The organism is Paenibacillus sepulcri (genome assembly GCF_042647105.1).
GTDB classification, from domain to species: Bacteria; Bacillota; Bacilli; order Paenibacillales; family Paenibacillaceae; genus Paenibacillus_Z; species Paenibacillus_Z sepulcri.
In genome coordinates this window covers 1,604,685-1,622,627 of sequence record NZ_JBHRUP010000001.1, presented here as the reverse complement: position 1 = coordinate 1,622,627, position 17,943 = coordinate 1,604,685, and the positions used below count along the sequence as shown (strand labels likewise).

11 protein-coding genes are annotated in these 17,943 nt (G+C 51.6%); all 11 read left to right on the top strand.

The annotated features are described in order from the left end of the window. Positions 1–23: 23 nt before the first annotated feature. The 11 genes from ACFOLF_RS07385 (at position 24) to ACFOLF_RS07335 (ending at position 17,725) form a co-directional block, all read left to right on the top strand. Positions 24–3,173, top strand: coding sequence for an alpha-mannosidase (locus ACFOLF_RS07385; protein WP_210037801.1), 3,150 nt, complete (start codon positions 24–26; stop codon positions 3,171–3,173). Between the two features lie 26 nt (positions 3,174–3,199). Then, positions 3,200–5,065: a 3D-(3,5/4)-trihydroxycyclohexane-1,2-dione acylhydrolase (decyclizing) gene (iolD, locus tag ACFOLF_RS07380; protein ID WP_210037800.1), complete on the top strand. Its 1,866-nt coding sequence runs from the start codon at positions 3,200–3,202 to the stop codon at positions 5,063–5,065. 151 nt (positions 5,066–5,216) lie between these two features. Then, positions 5,217–6,212, top strand: coding sequence for a 5-dehydro-2-deoxygluconokinase (gene iolC, locus ACFOLF_RS07375; RefSeq protein WP_210037799.1), 996 nt, complete (start codon positions 5,217–5,219; stop codon positions 6,210–6,212). Positions 6,213–6,233: 21 nt separating this feature from the next. Further along, positions 6,234–7,694 carry a CoA-acylating methylmalonate-semialdehyde dehydrogenase gene (locus ACFOLF_RS07370; protein ID WP_210037798.1) on the top strand — a complete coding sequence of 487 codons (1,461 nt, stop codon included), beginning with the start codon at positions 6,234–6,236 and terminating at the stop codon, positions 7,692–7,694. Positions 7,695–7,760: 66 nt separating this feature from the next. After that, positions 7,761–8,630 carry a class II fructose-1,6-bisphosphate aldolase gene (gene fba, locus ACFOLF_RS07365; RefSeq protein ID WP_210037797.1) on the top strand — a complete coding sequence of 290 codons (870 nt, stop codon included), beginning with the start codon at positions 7,761–7,763 and terminating at the stop codon, positions 8,628–8,630. A gap of 48 nt (positions 8,631–8,678) precedes the next feature. Further along, entirely contained in the window at positions 8,679–9,506 is an 828-nt protein-coding gene (iolB, locus tag ACFOLF_RS07360) for a 5-deoxy-glucuronate isomerase (RefSeq protein ID WP_210037796.1), read from the top strand. A gap of 288 nt (positions 9,507–9,794) precedes the next feature. Next, entirely contained in the window at positions 9,795–10,667 is an 873-nt protein-coding gene (locus ACFOLF_RS07355; protein ID WP_210037795.1) for an AraC family transcriptional regulator, read from the top strand. A 272-nt stretch (positions 10,668–10,939) separates the two neighbouring features. Continuing rightward, complete coding sequence (locus ACFOLF_RS07350; protein ID WP_210037794.1) at positions 10,940–11,800, top strand: oxidoreductase; 861 nt, start codon at positions 10,940–10,942, stop codon at positions 11,798–11,800. Between the two features lie 315 nt (positions 11,801–12,115). Next, the gene (locus ACFOLF_RS07345; protein ID WP_210037793.1) at positions 12,116–14,047 is read left to right on the top strand and encodes a stalk domain-containing protein; all 1,932 of its coding nucleotides are present in this window, start codon (positions 12,116–12,118) and stop codon (positions 14,045–14,047) included. Positions 14,048–14,313: 266 nt separating this feature from the next. Beyond that, on the top strand, positions 14,314–16,107 hold the full coding sequence (locus tag ACFOLF_RS07340; RefSeq protein WP_210037792.1) for a histidine kinase: 1,794 nt from the start codon (positions 14,314–14,316) through the stop codon (positions 16,105–16,107). Then, the gene (locus tag ACFOLF_RS07335; RefSeq protein WP_210037791.1) at positions 16,100–17,725 is read left to right on the top strand and encodes a helix-turn-helix domain-containing protein; all 1,626 of its coding nucleotides are present in this window, start codon (positions 16,100–16,102) and stop codon (positions 17,723–17,725) included. Before ACFOLF_RS07340 ends, ACFOLF_RS07335 begins: the two co-directional genes overlap by 8 nt. Positions 17,726–17,943 lie beyond the last annotated feature (218 nt).

Below are 17,943 nucleotides of genomic sequence, written 5' to 3'. Positions count from 1 at the left end.
GAATCCCGAAGGGTGAGGATGACATGTTATTTGCAGAAAAGAAACTCAAGGCAAGGCTGCATGAGTTAAGCGAGACCCGCTATCGCAATCTTATACCGCTCGGGAGCTTCTCCGCAGCGGAGGACGAGCATGGCGCAGCAGGGGCAAGGCCGATGGACGTCCCTCCGACGTTTGAGCTGAAGACCGGAGACAGCTGGAGCGGCCGCGACCGGTATATCTGGCTCTCCCGCAGCATTGAGGTTCCTCAGGAATGGAACGGTAAAACGGTGCTTGCACTCTTCGACTTCGGTGAGACCGGCGGAGGCAACAATGAGGGCTTTGAATCGCTGCTTTACTGGAACGGCACTCCGTATCAAGGCGTCGATTCTTACCATCAGGAGGTTTTTCTGCCGGAGCAATCCGCCGGAACGTCCGGAAGATTGGATATCCGGCTGTGGTCCGGGCTGGACGGAGGCGGCAAGCCGCGCGAGATAAAGCATACGATAAACCGTGCCGATCTGTGCTGGCTGGATGAAAGAGTTGACGATTTCTACTACACGGGAACCGCTGTTCTTGAAACGGTTCAGGTGCTGGATGCAGGAAGCCCTGATCGCATGGGCCTTATCAAAGCGCTGGACCGCGCATTCCTCAAGGTGGATTGGTCCGAGCCCGGCTCTGCCGCTTATTATGATTCGGTATATGAAGCAAGAGAGCTGCTATCTGCCGAATTAGCCCGGTTCGAGAAGCATCATCCGGTTACGGTCACTTGTGTCGGACATACGCATATCGACGTTGCGTGGCTCTGGAGACTGAAGCATACCCGGGAGAAATCCGCCCGTTCGTTCTCTACTGTCCTGCGGTTGATGGAACGCTTCCCTGATTATGTGTTTTTGCAGACGCAGCCACAGTTATACGCCTATATCAAGCAGGATTACCCGGAAATCTATGAGCAAATTCGTGACCGGATCCGTGAAGGGCGCTGGGAGATTGGCGGCGGCATGTGGCTGGAGGCGGATTGCAATCTGACCTCCGGGGAATCGCTGGTGCGGCAGTTCCTGTTTGGAACCCGGTTCATGCGAGAGGAATTTGGCGTGGAGAGCACGTACCTGTGGCTGCCCGATGTCTTCGGATACAGCTGGGCGCTGCCGCAAATTTTGAAGAAATCCGGTTTCAAAACCTTTATGACTACGAAAATCAGCTGGAACCAGTTCAACCGGATGCCGCATGACACCTTCAAATGGCGCGGAATCGACGGCTCCGAGGTTCTGACGCATTTTATTACGACACCGGACGATTGGGAAGGAGCCAACAACTTCTTCTATACCTATAACGGCTTGATCTCGCCGGAAACCGTCAAAGGGGCATGGGACGGCTATCAGGACAAAGAAATGAATCAAGAGCTTCTGCTATCTTATGGTTATGGCGATGGAGGCGGCGGCGTTAACCGGGAGATGCTTGAGATGCGCCGCCGCCTGGAGACGATGCCTGGTCTGCCGAATGTGAAGGCAGGGCGGGCGGATGATTACTTCGACCGTTTGCATGAAACCGTCGAGGAGACCGACCGCTACGTGCATGTTTGGGACGGGGAGCTCTACCTTGAGTATCATCGCGGGACCTATACAAGCCAGGCTTACAATAAACGAATGAATCGCAAGCTCGAGCTTCTCTACCGCGAGACGGAATGGCTGAGCGCGCTGGCTGTCTTGATGGGCAGCGACTGGAGCCGTTATCGCCAAGAGCAGCTGAACAGCGGATGGACCATCATTCTGCGCAATCAGTTTCATGATATCATTCCCGGTTCTTCCATTAAGGAAGTGTACGCGGACAGCAAAGAGGAGTATGCGCAAGCCTTATCGATTGCCACAGAAGCTTGGAACGAGGCAGCTTCCCTGGTTGGCAGCAGACAGGAACAAGGTGCATGGACCGTCTTTAACAGCTCGTCCTGGAAACGAAACGATTTGCTGGAAATAACCGGGGAGAATGTGCCTCCCGGAAGCATATGGACGAATCAGGATGGCCAAAGACTGCTTTCGCAGTATGCCAATGGACGCTGGCTCGTTGAAGCTGCCGATCTGCCTTCATTAGGCATGGCAGCCATTCATTATGCGGTTGATTCCGCGCAGCCGTCTGGCGGAATTGCCGAAGCTCCCTTCATGATGGAGGGCAGCCTGCTTAAGACACCTCATTATGAGATCGAGTGGAATGGATCCGGCCAATTGGTTCGCATTTACGACCTGGACAATCGCCGGAATGTTCTGGCCAGAGATGCAATTGGCAATGTGCTGCAGGTATTTGAAGACAAGCCGCTTAATTTTGATGCTTGGGATATCGATATTTTCTATCAGGAAAAGATGCGGACAATCTCCGAGCTGCTTTCTGTCGAGCTTGTGGAAATTGGTCCGCTCGCAGCGGTTGTTGAATTCAAGTGGCGCTACGGGAGGTCCAGGATATCGCAGCGGATGATGGTTTATTCAGGAAGCAGACGGATCGATTTCCGTACGCATATCAATTGGCAGGAGCACCAGCAGCTGTTGAAGGTTGCTTTCCCCGTGGATGTGCGCTCCACAGAGGCTACCTATGATATTCAGTTCGGGAATGTTAAACGTTCCACGCATTGGAACACAAGCTGGGATCTGGCGAGATTCGAATCGGTCGGCCATCAATGGGCGGATTTATCCGAACGCGGATACGGCGTAAGCCTGCTGAACGATTGCAAATACGGCTATGACATCAAGGATAATGTGATCCGGCTGTCGTTGTTGAAATCGGCCATTAATCCGGATCCGGATGCGGATATCGGCGAGCATTCCTTTGTCTATGCGCTCCTTCCGCATGAGGGAGACTGGTATGCTGGCGGTACCGTTCAAGAGGCGTGGTCACTGAATAACCCGCTGACCGCCTTCGAAGGAGGAGCGGATCTCCATTCGCTTTCGATGTTCCAATTGTCCGCTCCCAATGTGATGGTGGATGCCGTCAAAAAAGCGGAGGACGGCGAGCAGCTGGTGCTGCGTGTCCATGAGTTTGCGGGCATCCGCACTCAAGTGAAGCTCGGCAGCGATCTTCGAATCCGCTCGCTGGAGGAATGCGATCTGATGGAACGCAAGCTTGGAGAGGCCGGGATTCATGATGGCGAATTCGCGCTGAAGCCATATGAAATCAAGACCTTTCTTGTACAGCTTGAGGTGAAGTCATGAAATCTGATATAAATGAGGTTTTGCCGATGAAAACGATCCGATTGACCATGGCACAGGCTTTGCTGAAGTTTTTGGACCAGCAGTATTTGTCCGTGGATGGCGAAGAAACCAAGTTTGTCCGGGGCTTCATGGGCATCTTTGGACACGGCAATGTAACGGGGCTTGGCGAAGCGCTCGAGCGGCAGGCGGGCGAGCTGATATTTATCCAGGGCAAAAATGAGCAAGGGATGGTTCATGCCGCCACCGCATATGCCAAGCAGAAGAATCGCCGCCAGATCTTTGCCTGCACGACCTCGATTGGACCGGGTGCGCTCAACATGGTGACTGGCGCAGCGACGGCGACAGTCAACCGTATTCCGGTCCTGCTGCTGCCGGGAGATAACTTTGCCTCCCGCCAGCCGGATCCTGTGCTGCAGCAGCTGGAGATTCCAACCGATTATTCGATCTCTGCGACCGATGCTTTCAAGCCGGTCAGCAAGTTCTGGGATCGGATCATCCGCCCGGAGCAGCTGATGACGTCGCTGCTTCATGCGATGCGGGTGCTCACTGATCCTGTGGAGACTGGCGCCGTGACATTGGCGCTGCCCCAGGATGTTCAGGCGGAGGCTTACGATTATCCGGCTTCTTTCTTCGAGAAGCGCGTTCACACCCTTGATCGCCGTCCGGCCTCTCCTCATGCGATTAAGCGTGCGGCGGATTTGGTTGCGGGCAAGAAGAAGCCGCTGATTATTGCAGGCGGCGGCGTGCATTATGCGGCTGCTGCGCAGGAGCTGCTTGCGTTCGCCGAAGCCTTCGGTATTCCCGTGGCGGAGACGCAGGCTGGAAAAAGCGCTGTCCCGTGGAATCATCCTCTGAGTCTTGGCGGCGTCGGTGCAACCGGAACGCTCGCGGCCAACCGGATCGCCGCAGAAGCGGATCTGATCATCGGCGTCGGCACACGGTTTTCTGATTTTACGACAGCCTCCAAGTCCGCCTTCCAGAATCCGGATGCCGCTTTCCTGAACTTGAATATCAGCGCATTCGATGCGGTCAAGATGGATGCCGCAGTGATCACGGCTGATGCGAAGGAGGCGATTGCCGCCCTGCAGGAAGCATTAACCAAGCGAGGGTACCGCTCCGGCTACACAGAAGGAAGAATCAGCGGCCTCAAAGCGGAGTGGGATGAGGAAGTTAATCGTCTGTATGCGCTGGAAAGCGATGAGGGATTGACTCAGACGAGAGCGATCGGCGTCATTAACGGATTCGTAGAACCGACAGACGTCATTGTCTGCGCTGCCGGCAGCCTGCCTGGCGACCTGCATCGGGTCTGGAGGTCTGTCGAGCCCAAGACGTATCATATGGAATATGGATTCTCCTGTATGGGCTATGAAATCAGCGGCGCTTTCGGCGCAGCTCTCGCGGAGCCGTCCCGGAATGTATATTCATTCGTAGGCGATGGCAGCTATCTTATGCTGCACTCCGAGTTTGTAACCGCCATTCAAGAAGGCGTGAAGCTGACCGTTCTGCTGTTCGACAATCATGGCTTTCAGTGCATCCACAACCTGCAGCGCGGACATGGCAGCGACGGCTTCGGCAATGAATTCCGCTTCCGCGCCAAGGAGACGGGCCGCTTAAACGGTTCTTATATGCCGATCGACTTTGCCGCGCATGCCCGCAGTCTGGGGGCAGCGTCATATACGGCGCGAACGGCGGATGAGCTGGAGCAAGCCCTTCGGCAGGCCAAATTGGAGCCGGGACCGGTGCTTGTGGAAATTAAGGTGCTTCCGGGAACGAACACGGACAGCTATGAATCATGGTGGCATGTCGGCGTGCCCGAGGTGTCGGTGAGCGATAAGGTGCTGGAAGCACACCAGCAAATGCGCAAGAATGTGAAGGCTGCACGGCCTTACTAATAATTGGACGGAACATTAGAGGTTAAGCCCTGCTCGTTATTGAGCAGGCCAGCCTGCCTTAGGCTGGCCTGAACATGGGAGAAGGTAGGGGGTTAACACAGGCATCCGCCTGTAAGTAGCCTCTCCAACCGAATCGAAAGAAGGGATTAAGATGGAATCTGTTTCATTTGCCGCCGACAAAGCGCTCGATTTTGTGGCGATCGGCCGTCTGTGCATCGATTTGAACGCGAATGAGATTAATCGTCCGATGGAAGAGACCATGACATTCACGAAATATGTGGGCGGTTCACCGGCCAACATCTGTATCGGCATGTCCCGGCTTGGCATGAAATCAGCCTTCATCGGCAAAGTGGCCGATGACCAGATGGGCCGGTTTATCGTGCAATATTTGCAGAATAATGATATTGAAACATCCGGTATTACGACAGACCGGACAGGCGCGGTCACGGGTCTTGCATTCACGGAAATCAAAAGCCCGGAGGATTGCAGCATTCTGATGTACCGCGATCATGTCGCCGATTTGCTGCTGGCGCCGGAAGAAGTCGACGAGTCGCTGATTGCGGGCAGCAGGGTACTGCTTGTTTCCGGTACGGCACTGGCGAAAAGCCCCTCCCGGGAAGCCGTGCTGCTTGCTCTCCAATACGCCCGCAAACACGGAACAAAGGTCGTCTTCGATATCGACTATCGCCCTTATACATGGACATCTCCCGAGGAAACGGCGATCTATTACCATCTGGCCGCCGAAAAAAGCGATATCATTATCGGAACCCGGGAAGAATTCGATATGCTGGAGCGGTTCGCCGCGAATCCGACCCGCAGCGATGAAGTAACAGCCGCGCAATGGTTCGGCTGTCACGCCGAGATCGTCGTCATCAAGCACGGCAAAGACGGCTCCATTGCCTACGGCAAGGATGGCAGCTCTCACCGGGGCTCGATTTTTCCCGCCAAGGTCATTAAGACGTTCGGGGCGGGCGATTCCTATGCGGCAGGTTTTATCTATGGTCTGATGCAGGGATGGAGTCCGAGCCGCAGCATGGAATTCGGCAGTGCTTCCGCCTCCATCGTTATTTCCAGTCACAGCAGCTCCGACGCCATGCCGACTGTCATGCAGGTTGAACAATTTATGCTCGCTTCCAAACAAGCTTAATCCGAAAGGGGAATTCCCGATATGTCTCAAACGAATGCGCCAGCTCAGTTAAAAAATTTCATCGGAGGCGAATGGATCGCTTCCACATCAGGCAATTATGATCCTGTATATAATCCGGCAACGGAAGAAATTATAGCTTACGTTCCTTTGTCCTCCAAACGGGATCTTGATCAGGCTGTCCAAAATGCCAAAGACACTTTCAAAACATGGAGCAAAACGCCGGTTCCCCGCAGGGCCCGTATTTTGTTCAAATATCAGCAGCTGCTGGTGGAGCATTGGGATGAGCTCGCCAGAATCATTACAATGGAAAATGGAAAAAATTACCAGGAGGCTCACGGTGAAGTGCTGCGCGGCATCGAATGCGTCGAATTCGCCGCAGGAGCACCTTCGCTGATGATGGGCAAACAGCTTCCGGACATCGCCACCAACATAGAATCGGGTATGTACCGCTATCCGATAGGCGTTGTAGGCGGAATCACGCCGTTCAATTTCCCGATGATGGTTCCTTGCTGGATGTTTCCTCTGGCCATTGCCTGTGGAAATACATTCGTGCTGAAGCCTTCCGAGCGCACGCCGCTTCTTGCAAAGCGTCTTGTTGAGCTCTTCAGGGAAGCGGGTCTGCCGGACGGTGTTCTGAACCTGGTGCATGGAGCGCATGATGTCGTCAACGGTCTGCTGGAGCATCCGGATGTCAAGGGGATTTCATTCGTCGGCTCCCAGCCGGTCGCCGAGTATGTGTACAAAACCGGAACAGCGCATGGCAAACGAGTACAGGCCCTTGCAGGCGCGAAGAACCACACCATCGTTATGCCGGATGCGGATATGGATAATACGGTCGCACAAATTGTTAATGCGGCGTTTGGCTCCGCCGGCGAACGCTGCATGGCATGCGCCGTTGTTGTCGCAGTCGGCGATGCGGCTGAGACCCTTACACGCAAGCTCGTCGCAGCGGCAGACGAACTCACTATCGGCAACGGTATGGAAGAGGGAGTTTTCCTCGGTCCTGTCATCAGGGAACAGCATAAGGAACGTACACTGGGATATATCGAAGCAGGCGTGCAGGAAGGAGCAGCGCTGCTTCGCGATGGACGCAAGGATGCCGCAATCAGCGGCGACGGATACTTTGTCGGGCCGACGATTTTTGATCAGGTATCCAGCGACATGAAGATCTGGAAAGATGAAATATTCGCGCCGGTGCTGTCAGTTGTGCGCGTTGACAGCCTGGAGGAAGCCATTGATCTGGCCAACCGCTCGGAATTTGCGAACGGTGCCTGCATCTTTACCCGGGATGGCGGGAATGTCCGGCAGTTCCGTGAAACCATCGATGCAGGAATGCTTGGTGTGAATCTGGGTGTTCCGGCTCCGATGGCCTTTTTTCCATTCTCGGGCTGGAAGAAATCATTTTACGGCGATTTGCATGCGAATGGAACGGACGGCGTCGAATTCTATACGAGAAAGAAAATGGTAACCTCCCGCTGGTAAGCTTAAGGTCTCCCTTGCAGAATAAGGTTGTTCTCATTACACTTATAAAAAAAGGAGGATGGGGAAATGCCGCTGGTTTCGATGAAGGAAATGTTGAATGAAGCTGTCAGGGGCCGATACGCTGTCGGTCAGTTTAATCTGAATAATCTGGAGTTTACACAAGCGATTCTGCAGGCTGCCGAGGAGGAGCGGGCACCGGTTATTCTTGGTTTAAGCGAGGGATATATCGTTTATATGGGCGGTCTGTCCTGCATTGCCGGAATGGTCCGGTCGCTCGTTGATTACTATCGGATCACGGTGCCTGTTGCCCTGCATCTTGATCACGGTACGTCCTACGAGCTTTGCGCAGAAGCGATCCGCGCAGGCTTTACGTCTGTTATGATCGACGCTTCCCATCACGGGCTCGAGGAGAATATCCGGATTACGCAAAAGGTTGTTGAGGAAGCGCATCGTTACAATATCTCTGTGGAGGCCGAGCTGGGCCGAATCGGCGGACGGGAAGACGATCTCGTCGTCAACGAAGCGGAAGCGATGTATGCGGTGCCTGAGGAATGCGTCCGGCTGGCAAAGGAAACCGGCATCGATTGTCTGGCTCCTGCGCTGGGCTCTGTACACGGTCCGTACCGCGGCGAGCCAAAGCTTGGATTCGACAGGATGGAGACAATCGGGCGATTGACCGGATTGCCGCTTGTACTGCATGGCGGCAGCGGTATTCCGGCTGACCAGATCCGGCGGGCGATTGAGCTGGGCACAGCCAAAATCAACGTGAATACGGAAAATCAAATGGCCAACACGGCCGCAATCCGCGCTTTTTTGACGGAGAATGACTCCGAATATGACCCGCGCAAATATTTGGGAGCAGGACGGGAAGCTGTGAAGCGGAGCGTGCAGGCCAAAATTCGCGAGTTCGGTTCATCCGGCAAAGCAAACGCGTAACCGATGACGGATAAATGGAGTCATAATTAGGAGAGGTGGTCCAGAGAGATGAGCGATCTTATCGTAAAACCAAGCCAGATCCCGGATGCCGAAGGCAATCTGCTCCGGATTACACCGGAGTCCGCTGGCTGGGAGCATGTCGGCTTCGAAGTATACACACTGGGCAGGGGTGAACGGCTTAGCCGCCCAACCGGCAGTCAGGAAGCCTGCATCGTTCTCCTCGGAGGCAAAGCGGATGTATCCACGGACAAATTGGAATGGAAGCAGATCGGCGGGCGCATGAGCGTGTTTGAGAAGATCCCGCCTTATTCCGTATATGTTCCTTCCGGAGACAGCTTTGCCATAACGGCGCTGACCGAGCTTAGAATCGCTGTCTGCTGGGCCCCGGGCAAAGGGTCGCAGCCTGCGCGTCTTATCGCTCCCGGGCAGGTGGGAGTCGAGCTTCGTGGACAAGGAAGCACAGAGCGGCTCATTCACAACATTTTGCCGGAGTCTGAGGCAGCGGACAGCCTGCTGGTCGTTGAGGTGTTTACCCCGGGCGGCCATTGGTCCAGCTACCCGCCGCATAAGCATGACAGAAATTTTCTGCCGGAGGAATCCCTGCTGGAGGAGACCTACTATTACCAAGTCCAGCCGGAGCAGGGATTCGCGGTGCAGCGGGTGTATACGGATGACGGGTCGCTGAACGAGACGCTTTCCGTTGCGAGCGGCGAAGCCGTACTCGTGCCCAGGGGTTATCATCCGGTATCCGCGCCGCCGGGCTATGAGGTCTATTATTTGAACGTAATGGCGGGACCGGTCCGCGCGTGGAAGTTCTATAATGATCCGAATCACGCATGGCTTATGCCCAAGCCGGCGAATCTGCCGGGAGTCTGACAATTCCGGGTGATGCCTGCTGCAAGATGCGTGAATATGATACATGCTGCATATTGAAATTGTGGAGGAGCATCCGATGTGGTGCTCCTCTTTTCCATAGGTCACCAGGATTTCACAACGATTCGAGCTGGCGGGCACTCGAACGAGATGATCTACCCGTGATAACCATATGGCGGTGGCTTATTGAATTAGATGAGTAAGGAGGTTATGATTTATTCAATAAAGGGAACCTAGGCCATCTAACTTCGGTTACCTTCTGTGGCTTTCGAAAAAAAGGAGGTCGGAGCAATGGCGCTGCGAACCAGGAAAGTATCAAAAGTTCCGCAGGATTTGACAAAAGCCCCCTACTATCAAGCGGCTTTAAGTATGAACGATCTGACCGTGATCGAGACCTGTACGCATACAGAAGGCAAGAAGGGGACTATGCTGCTGGAGGACCATCTGCTTTTATTTGTGCTTGACGGAAAATACACGGTGCGGTTTGGCGACCAGGAGTTTACGGTTCGTAAAAATGAAATGGTTCTGCTCCAAAAATCGATTGTGGTGGAATTTGAGAAGTCAGGGGAAGAGGAGTCAAACTATTTACTGAACTACATGATGTTTTTTTTGAAAGAAGAATTGATTACGGAGTTTATCAAAATGGCGGATCTGCAGAACGCGTACCCAGCCGCAATCGTTCCAATTTCTATCAGCGCGGTCAATGACCGGCTTGTCAGCTATATCGAGTCTCTCAAACCCTATTTCAAAGAACCGGAACAGGTAGAGGATGGATTGGTTAAGGTTAAATTATTGGAATTATTGTTTGATGTGGCAAATGCCAACGAAAAATTTTTATTCCAGTTTTTTATGCTGAAGCGTAAAGAAAGGAAGAATATTACCGAGGTGATTGAGGAGAATATCACTAACCCGGTTTCTCTCAATGATCTTGCCTATTTATCAGGCCGTAGTTTATCGAGCTTTAAACGGGACTTCCAGGCGATTTACAATACTTCGCCTCTACAATGGATCAGAAATCGCCGATTGGATATGGCCAAAGAATTATTAACCCATTCATCCTTATCGGTTACAGATGCCTGTTTCTCAACTGGATTTGAAAATGCAGCCCATTTCTCCAAAGTATTCAAAGAAAGGTTTGGATACTCTCCATCCTCGCTTAAGTAATCGAGAAAAATATATCAGCACCTCTTTTCAATCAATGGAGACCGCATGGTGATCCGGTGCTTGAAAAAGGTGCTTTTTTCATTTCTGCGGGTTCATTGCCTGAGCAAAGGTACATGGCGGCATGGCGAATGATTTTGAGCTAAATAGACAAATACTCTGGACTTCCAAGCAAAGTAGATCCATTTATGCTCTGGTATAGTTATGGCATAAGCCAGCCGGGAACCATGAATGGAGAAGGCGGTCAGCACTTCAAGCTAAGGGAGAGAATATCCATGTCAAACAAGAAAACAAAGCAAAAAGTATGGTTTATTACAGGCGCGGCAAGAGGATTCGGATTTGAGATCGTAAAAGCGGCTCTCGAAGCAGGCGATAAAGTTGCAGCCACGGTCCGGAGCAAGCCGGAACAATTGGCAGCGCAATTCAACAACAACGAAAACCTTCTTGTTACAGTATTGGATGTTACGAACGAGGCGATGGCCATTGATAACGCTGCACAGACCATCAGAAAATTTGGCAGAATCGATGTTCTCGTCAACAACGCGGGCTATGGATTGTTAACCGCAGTCGAAGAAGCATCCGGTGAAGAAGTCAGACAAAATTATGAAACGAATGTCTTCGGATTATTGAATGTCATACGTGCTGTGCTTCCACACATGCGCAATCAGCGTTCCGGACATGTAATCAATATTTCATCGGTTGGCGGGTTAAGCGGTTATATCGGCTGGGGGATATACGGTTCCACAAAATTTGCAGTCGAAGGAATTACGGAAGCGCTGGAGCTGGAGCTGGCTCCGTTAGGTATACATGCAACTGTAGTGGCGCCAGGCTTCTTCCGTACCGATTTCCTGGACACGACTTCCTTGAGCCGGACCGGAAATATTATTGCGGATTATGCGGATACGGTCGGCAAAATGCGGGATTTTGCTACGGAAGTAAACAAGAAGCAGCCCGGCGATCCCAAGAAACTGGCGTTGGCCTTCATTACATTAGCCGAATCGGAGAATCCGCCGGTCCATCTGCCGCTGGGCAGTGATTCACTGGCGCGCTATCGCGATAAGACGGCTCGTTTTGAGGCAGAGATCGACGAATGGCTTGAGGTAATCACGGGCACAGATCATGACGATGTCAAATAATGAATCGAAACAGAGCATCATTTCTGATAAAATCGTCCCCGAGATTCATTTCCTTCTAAGGAAATAATTGGATTTTGTAAAGTGGGTCCTGAGTACCTGGCGGTATAGTCTGTTCTACTCTTAACGATCAAGTCACCCTTTAAATTTACATACCGACAACAAGGCTGCCGCGGCAGTCTGTTTTTTTTGCGAAAGGGAGTCCTGTATATGCATCGGATAAGAAATATTTGTAAAATTATAGCGAATCTTATAGAATACTATCGAACCCTAGTATATTTTACCTATTATATTCAGAGTTGAGGAGAGGTTGGAAAGATGAAACGGTTATTAGGTTTTTTTCTCGTATTATGCTTGCTGGTTGTCTCGGCAAATTGGACAGCGGAGACCGCCGCTGCTGCCGCTGCTGCTCAGCCGAAAATGGTTGATATTGTCGGGGGAAATACGCTTCTGCTGGATGATGGTTCCTTATGGACATACGGCTCTGATGGACATGTGCACAACAATCTTAACCTGGCGGCCATTGCCGGCAATGGCATTAACGGTTATGGATTGACCCGTGACGGCAAAGTCGTTTCATGGAATCGCGGAATTTTCAAGCCTGAAACAGAATACGGCGGAGTCCGTCTGGTAACGGAAGGCGCATGGCTTAAGACGGATGGCACGGTGTGGAACTATGACGGACCGATCAAAGAGCTTGATGGGACCGCACTGATTGTCGCAGACGAGACATCTTACGCATCGCTTTCGCAGACGGGCGATATTCTGTACGGCAGCAGGAAGCTGGGCAAGGTTTCCGCTGCATCCGATATTGTTATGATGGATACGCATGACGGCAGGACAGCCTTGCTGGATCGCAGCGGCACAATAGTGATTTACGATATTTATAACCTTGACAAAGATACGCTGGAGGTCATTCCGGAAACGATGACTGAGGACGCCGTTCACCTGGCCTATGCCAATGACGGAACACTGCTGGTGACCCGTAAAGACGGCACGGTATGGAAGAGCGGGGAATACCAGGAACGGTACAAATTAACGCAGCAAATCAGCGGACTGAGCAATATTACCCGTACATCCGCACTGGACGACGATTCCTTGTTTTATGCCAAAAAAGCCGACGGCAGCTGGCTGATTTATAATAATGAGGTGATTAAGCCTTTAGTGGCTCCTGCCGTGCAAAGTATTACATTCGCGCTGGATAAGCTTGCGCCAAATGTCGGGGACAAGGTGAAAGCGGAAATTACGGAGCTCTATTCCAATCAGGCGAAAATAAAGGTGCCGCTTGGCAAAGCGAACGTAACCGTTCAGAAGCCGCATTTGTTAAAGCCGGAGAGCGACGGTACCTTTAAGGTTATGGGCGTCGGAGAAACGCAAGTTACCGTAACGTCGGGCGGGGTGTCGAAGACCGTTACCGTATCGGCGAGTTTAGGCAGCGCCTTGCAGAATGCGAAGCAGGTAAAAGGCGTTGTATTCCTTCCCGTCAAACCGGTGTTCCAAGCATTGGGAGGGACCGTCTCCTATACGGCTGCATCCAAATCATTTGCGATCAAGGTCGGTCAGACAACTATTGTACTCACCAGCGGCAGCGTCAATGCGCTGCTCAACGGCAAACCCTATAAGATGAAGGCAGCTCCGCTAGTGTCGGGCGGGGAGACTTTATTTCCGGCCGGACTTCTTGCAGATGCATTAGGAGCAAAGCTGCAGTGGGATACAGGATGGCAAGAGATGAATATTACGTTCGGTAAAGCGAAAATGACCGTACAATCGGCCGAAACGGCGAAAATCGAGAAGCGGGAAGCACAGGGAAGCTTGACCGCATTTATCGGAAAAACGTACTGGGTTAACCACTTCCAGGGATGGGAACGATTCGTCAAGCTGACGGTCGCCGATATCGAGCCGGATAAAAACGGCTATTTTGAAATTGTGTTTAAAACAGCATCAAACAAAGAATTGAAATCCTACGCCATGCCGGCGTCAAATGTTCAGGATACCTTGACCGACGGCTATTCCTTTACAAATTACGATCCGTACAAGAAATATAAATGGTCATCCTCTGTATGGAATGCCGTGAAGGCGGAGAAAATCTCCATGGGCATGACAAAGGAACAGGTGCTTCTGTCCTGGGGCAACCCGTCGTCCAAAAGCTCGCTCTCTTCAGGCGGAATAAATGTGGAAACATGGGGCTATTCAGGCTTCAATTACGTAACGTTCACCAATGGCAAAGTATCGGGAATTTATACAGGCTAATTGCAGCAACGACTCCCGGTGATCCGTCTTCCTGATGCGAAGATGATCACCGGTTTTTTTTGCGAACAGGATGATGACCCAACGATCAAAATGAAGATAAGGATTGAAATAAAGCAGGTTAAATTTTAAGATAAACCTAATGAATTTCATGGAAAGGGTATGAACGGATTCTATGGTTCGGAATAATTGCTGACTGGAATCAAATCTCCTGCTATATTATGTAGAAAGCGCGTACATTTGAATCCACGAGTGAAAGGTGCCATTCCATGACGTTCACGAAAACGTTGCGTTTTAGACTATTGGCTGGTTTTATCGCCGTTATCGTCCCCCTGGCCGTCGCTTTGTTCATGCTTAATCTGTATGCGATGAATGTTGTCCGGGACGAAGTCTCGCAGTCTACGACCAATTTTCTTTCCATTCATGTGAATCAGATCGATAACAGCCTCGAGAAGGTCGGCAATTATTTGCTGCGGCTCGTTTCCAGCAAAAACTATTACTCGGATTTGATCGGACTTTCCATTTATCCGGAGGGGAGCAGCAATTATTTTTTTGCCAAACAACGCATCTATAACAGCTTCCAGGATGAAATTACCTCGAATTCTTATGTGGTTGTGGATACGTTTTTCACGTATACGGAGAAATATAACGAATTGATCGCATCGCAGGTCGATTATGCCAGCTCCCAGAAGATGAACGAGATGCTTACCCGGTTTATTCACAATGGATCGCTCAGCAACAGCCATACCTGGCAAATCGTTGAAGACGCGCAGCGTTATTATTTGGTGCGGACCGAGCAGATCCAGATTGAACCGAATGTTTATGTCGGCGCGCTCATTCCTGTCGAGAATTTGATGAAGGATTTGCGCTCACTGGATCTCGGGCCTACGGGACAAGCGATGCTCATTTCCAATAATGCGGTGTCGCTGACGGATACGACGTGGGATAATACCAGTCTTCAGGACATGGTGCGGAAGCTTTCGGTCAAAACTGAGCCCTATCAAATCATGAACAATCCGGACAACGGCAAAGATTATATTTTGGTTGGCTTCCCGGTGATGCAAGCCCCAGTTATGCTCGCCGTTACGATACCGGATACGGATCTCCTCCAGAAGCTGCCTTATTTTCAGCGCGGACTCGTCTTGATCCCGATCGGTCTTGTCCTCCTGCTTATTATGTTCTGGATCGTCCTCAAGCAGGTGCTGCACAAGCCGATGAATTCCTTGATCCGCGGCATGCGGAGAACGGCGCAGGGCGATTTCTCCATTCGCTTGAGCGAAGGCGCTACCCAGGAGTTCAAATTTCTGAATGAAACGTTTAACCGGATGGTTTCCCAGATCCGGTCGCTGAAGATTAACGTATACGAAGAAATGCTCAAAACGCAGGAGGCGGAATTCAGACATTTGCAATCGCAGATTAACCCGCACTTTTACCTCAACTCGCTGAATATCATACACAGCTTATCGAAGCTCGGACATAATGATCTGGTTATGGAAATGGCCCATCACCTGACCGATTTTTTCCGGTTCATTACCCGGGCTAACAGGGAATATATCACGTTGGAGGAAGAGACGGAGCATATCCGTAACTATCTGGAGATTCAGCGGTTGCGCTTTCCCCAAAAGCTGACCTTCGAGATGACGGTGCCCCGCGAGTACAAAAATCAGAGCGTGCTGCCGCTTATGATTCAACCCTTCGTTGAGAATGCGGTTGTGCATGGAATGAAAACGGGGAGGCATGTTTTTCATATTACGGTAGAAGCGCGCTCCTGTTCTGAGAACCCCGGGGTCATGGAAATCGTCATTGCCGACAACGGCATCGGTTTTTCAGCAGAAACGTTGGAGCGTTTAAACAGCGGCCTGACAACCGAAACCGCAAATAGCGGCAGCCTCGGTATTCTCAACGTTCAGCACCGGCTCAAGCACAAATACGGCAGGTCTGTAAGCATCCGATTTCAAAATCGTACACCTGCGAATAACGGCGGCGAGCTGACCGGAGGCGCGGAAGTAACCCTTAGGATCCCATTTGACGCAAGCAAGGAGGGTAACCAGACAGATGTATAGACTGCTTATCGTAGACGATGAAATCTATGCTGTACAAGCCGTTCAAGTCGGCATTGACTGGGAGTCGCTGGGGTTCTCCGACGTGTATTGCGCGTACGATGCGGAAGAAGCCAAAGGCTTTCTGCTGCAGCACCCCATTGACCTTATGATTTGCGATATTGAAATGCCCGGCAGCAGCGGGGTAGAACTGCTTGAGTGGACGAACGAACATTCTCCGGCTACAGTAACGATTATGCTTACGGCGCACGCGGATTTCAATTACGCCCGGCAGGTCGTTCAGCTCTCGGGATTCGATTATGTGCTGAAGCCGATTCGTTACGAGCAGTTCCGGACCATTGTGGAGCGGGCTTTGACAGAGGTGGAGAACAACAAGGAGGCAAAACGTTTCGAAGAGATGTACAAGACGTATGCCAAGCTTCAGGAATCCCAGAAACCGCTGCTTAAGGAGCTGTTTTGGCAGGATCTCTTGTCCAAGCGCATCCATCCGTATCCCGAGCAGTGGGACGAGATCATGAACAAGTATCAGGTAAGAATAGCCAAGGACCGGTATGTCATGCCGATTCTGCTCAGCGTAGAGCATTGGGATCGGGAATTTACCGAGCGCGATGAAGAAATATTGATATACGCTCTCCGCAACGCCGCGTCCGAGCTGCTCCGGCCCCGGGAAGTGGAAGGAGACGTGATCGAAGACCGCAACGGCATTTTGTTTGCTTTGTTATACTGGCCGGATCCCAAGGCGTATTCCCAGGATGAACTCAAAGAAGCCTGTCAGCGTTATATAAGAGCCTGTTCCCGTTATTTTTACTGCAGTCTGTCCTGCTACATCGGGGAAGCCGTACCGATTCCGGATATCAGTCCCGTCTATCACCGGCTGATCGAATTGGAACAAAGCAATATCGTCAATACCGGCCAAGTCCTGTTCTTGAAGGTTAATGACGGTGCGGATGCTCCTCTTCCGCGCAAGATGACCTCGTTCGCGTTCGATCCGGCGGAGTGGACGCTTCATCTGGAAGCAGGAAGAACGGAAGCGGTCATCCGTCAAATCGAGGAATTGTTCAGAGGCGATGCGGCGTCCGGCATGAGTTCGGAAACGCTGGATGCTTTGTATCATACGCTGCTGGGATTCGTTTATCAGACGGTTCATCATAAGGGGGGGTCAGTCAAGCAGCTTCTCGGGAATTCCAAATGGACGGAAGCCGCAGCGGCAACGCGTTCAGTGACCCAGTTTTTGGCATGGACGCGCAAGCTGATCCTGTCGACAGCCGAATACTTCGATAAGACCAGGACGGAGAGCTCGGCGCTTGTCGAGAAAGTAAATGCATATGTGGAAAGCAATCTTCAAAGCGTTACAAGGGAAGAGCTCGCTTCAGCGGTTTATTTGAATTCCGCCTACTTGTCCAGGCTGTATAAACGGGAGACCGGAATGTCGTTGATGGATTATATCATTTCGATGAAGATGAACCGGGCGAAGCAGATGCTGACCAAATCCAATATGAAAGTCAGCGATATCTGCGATAGTTTGGGCTACGAGAATTTGTCCCATTTCGCGAAGACATTCAAGAAGCAGGTCGGGATTACGCCGCAGGATTTCCGCAAACGGTATCAGGCGATCGGGTAGTCGCGTGCGCGGGGACCGTCTCCACTTCATAAGGGTGGAGGGCGGTCTCTTTTTTTTACCCTATAGCATCTATACCGCCAGAGGACGGCGGCCTCCGTTTCTTCTTGCGCCATAGAAATCATAAAAACGTTACTTCGGTCACAATACGCTATTTTTCGGGTGCAGACAGTAACCTATAATAAGCTGACAGACTTCTTAATCGAGACAAGGAAAGGATG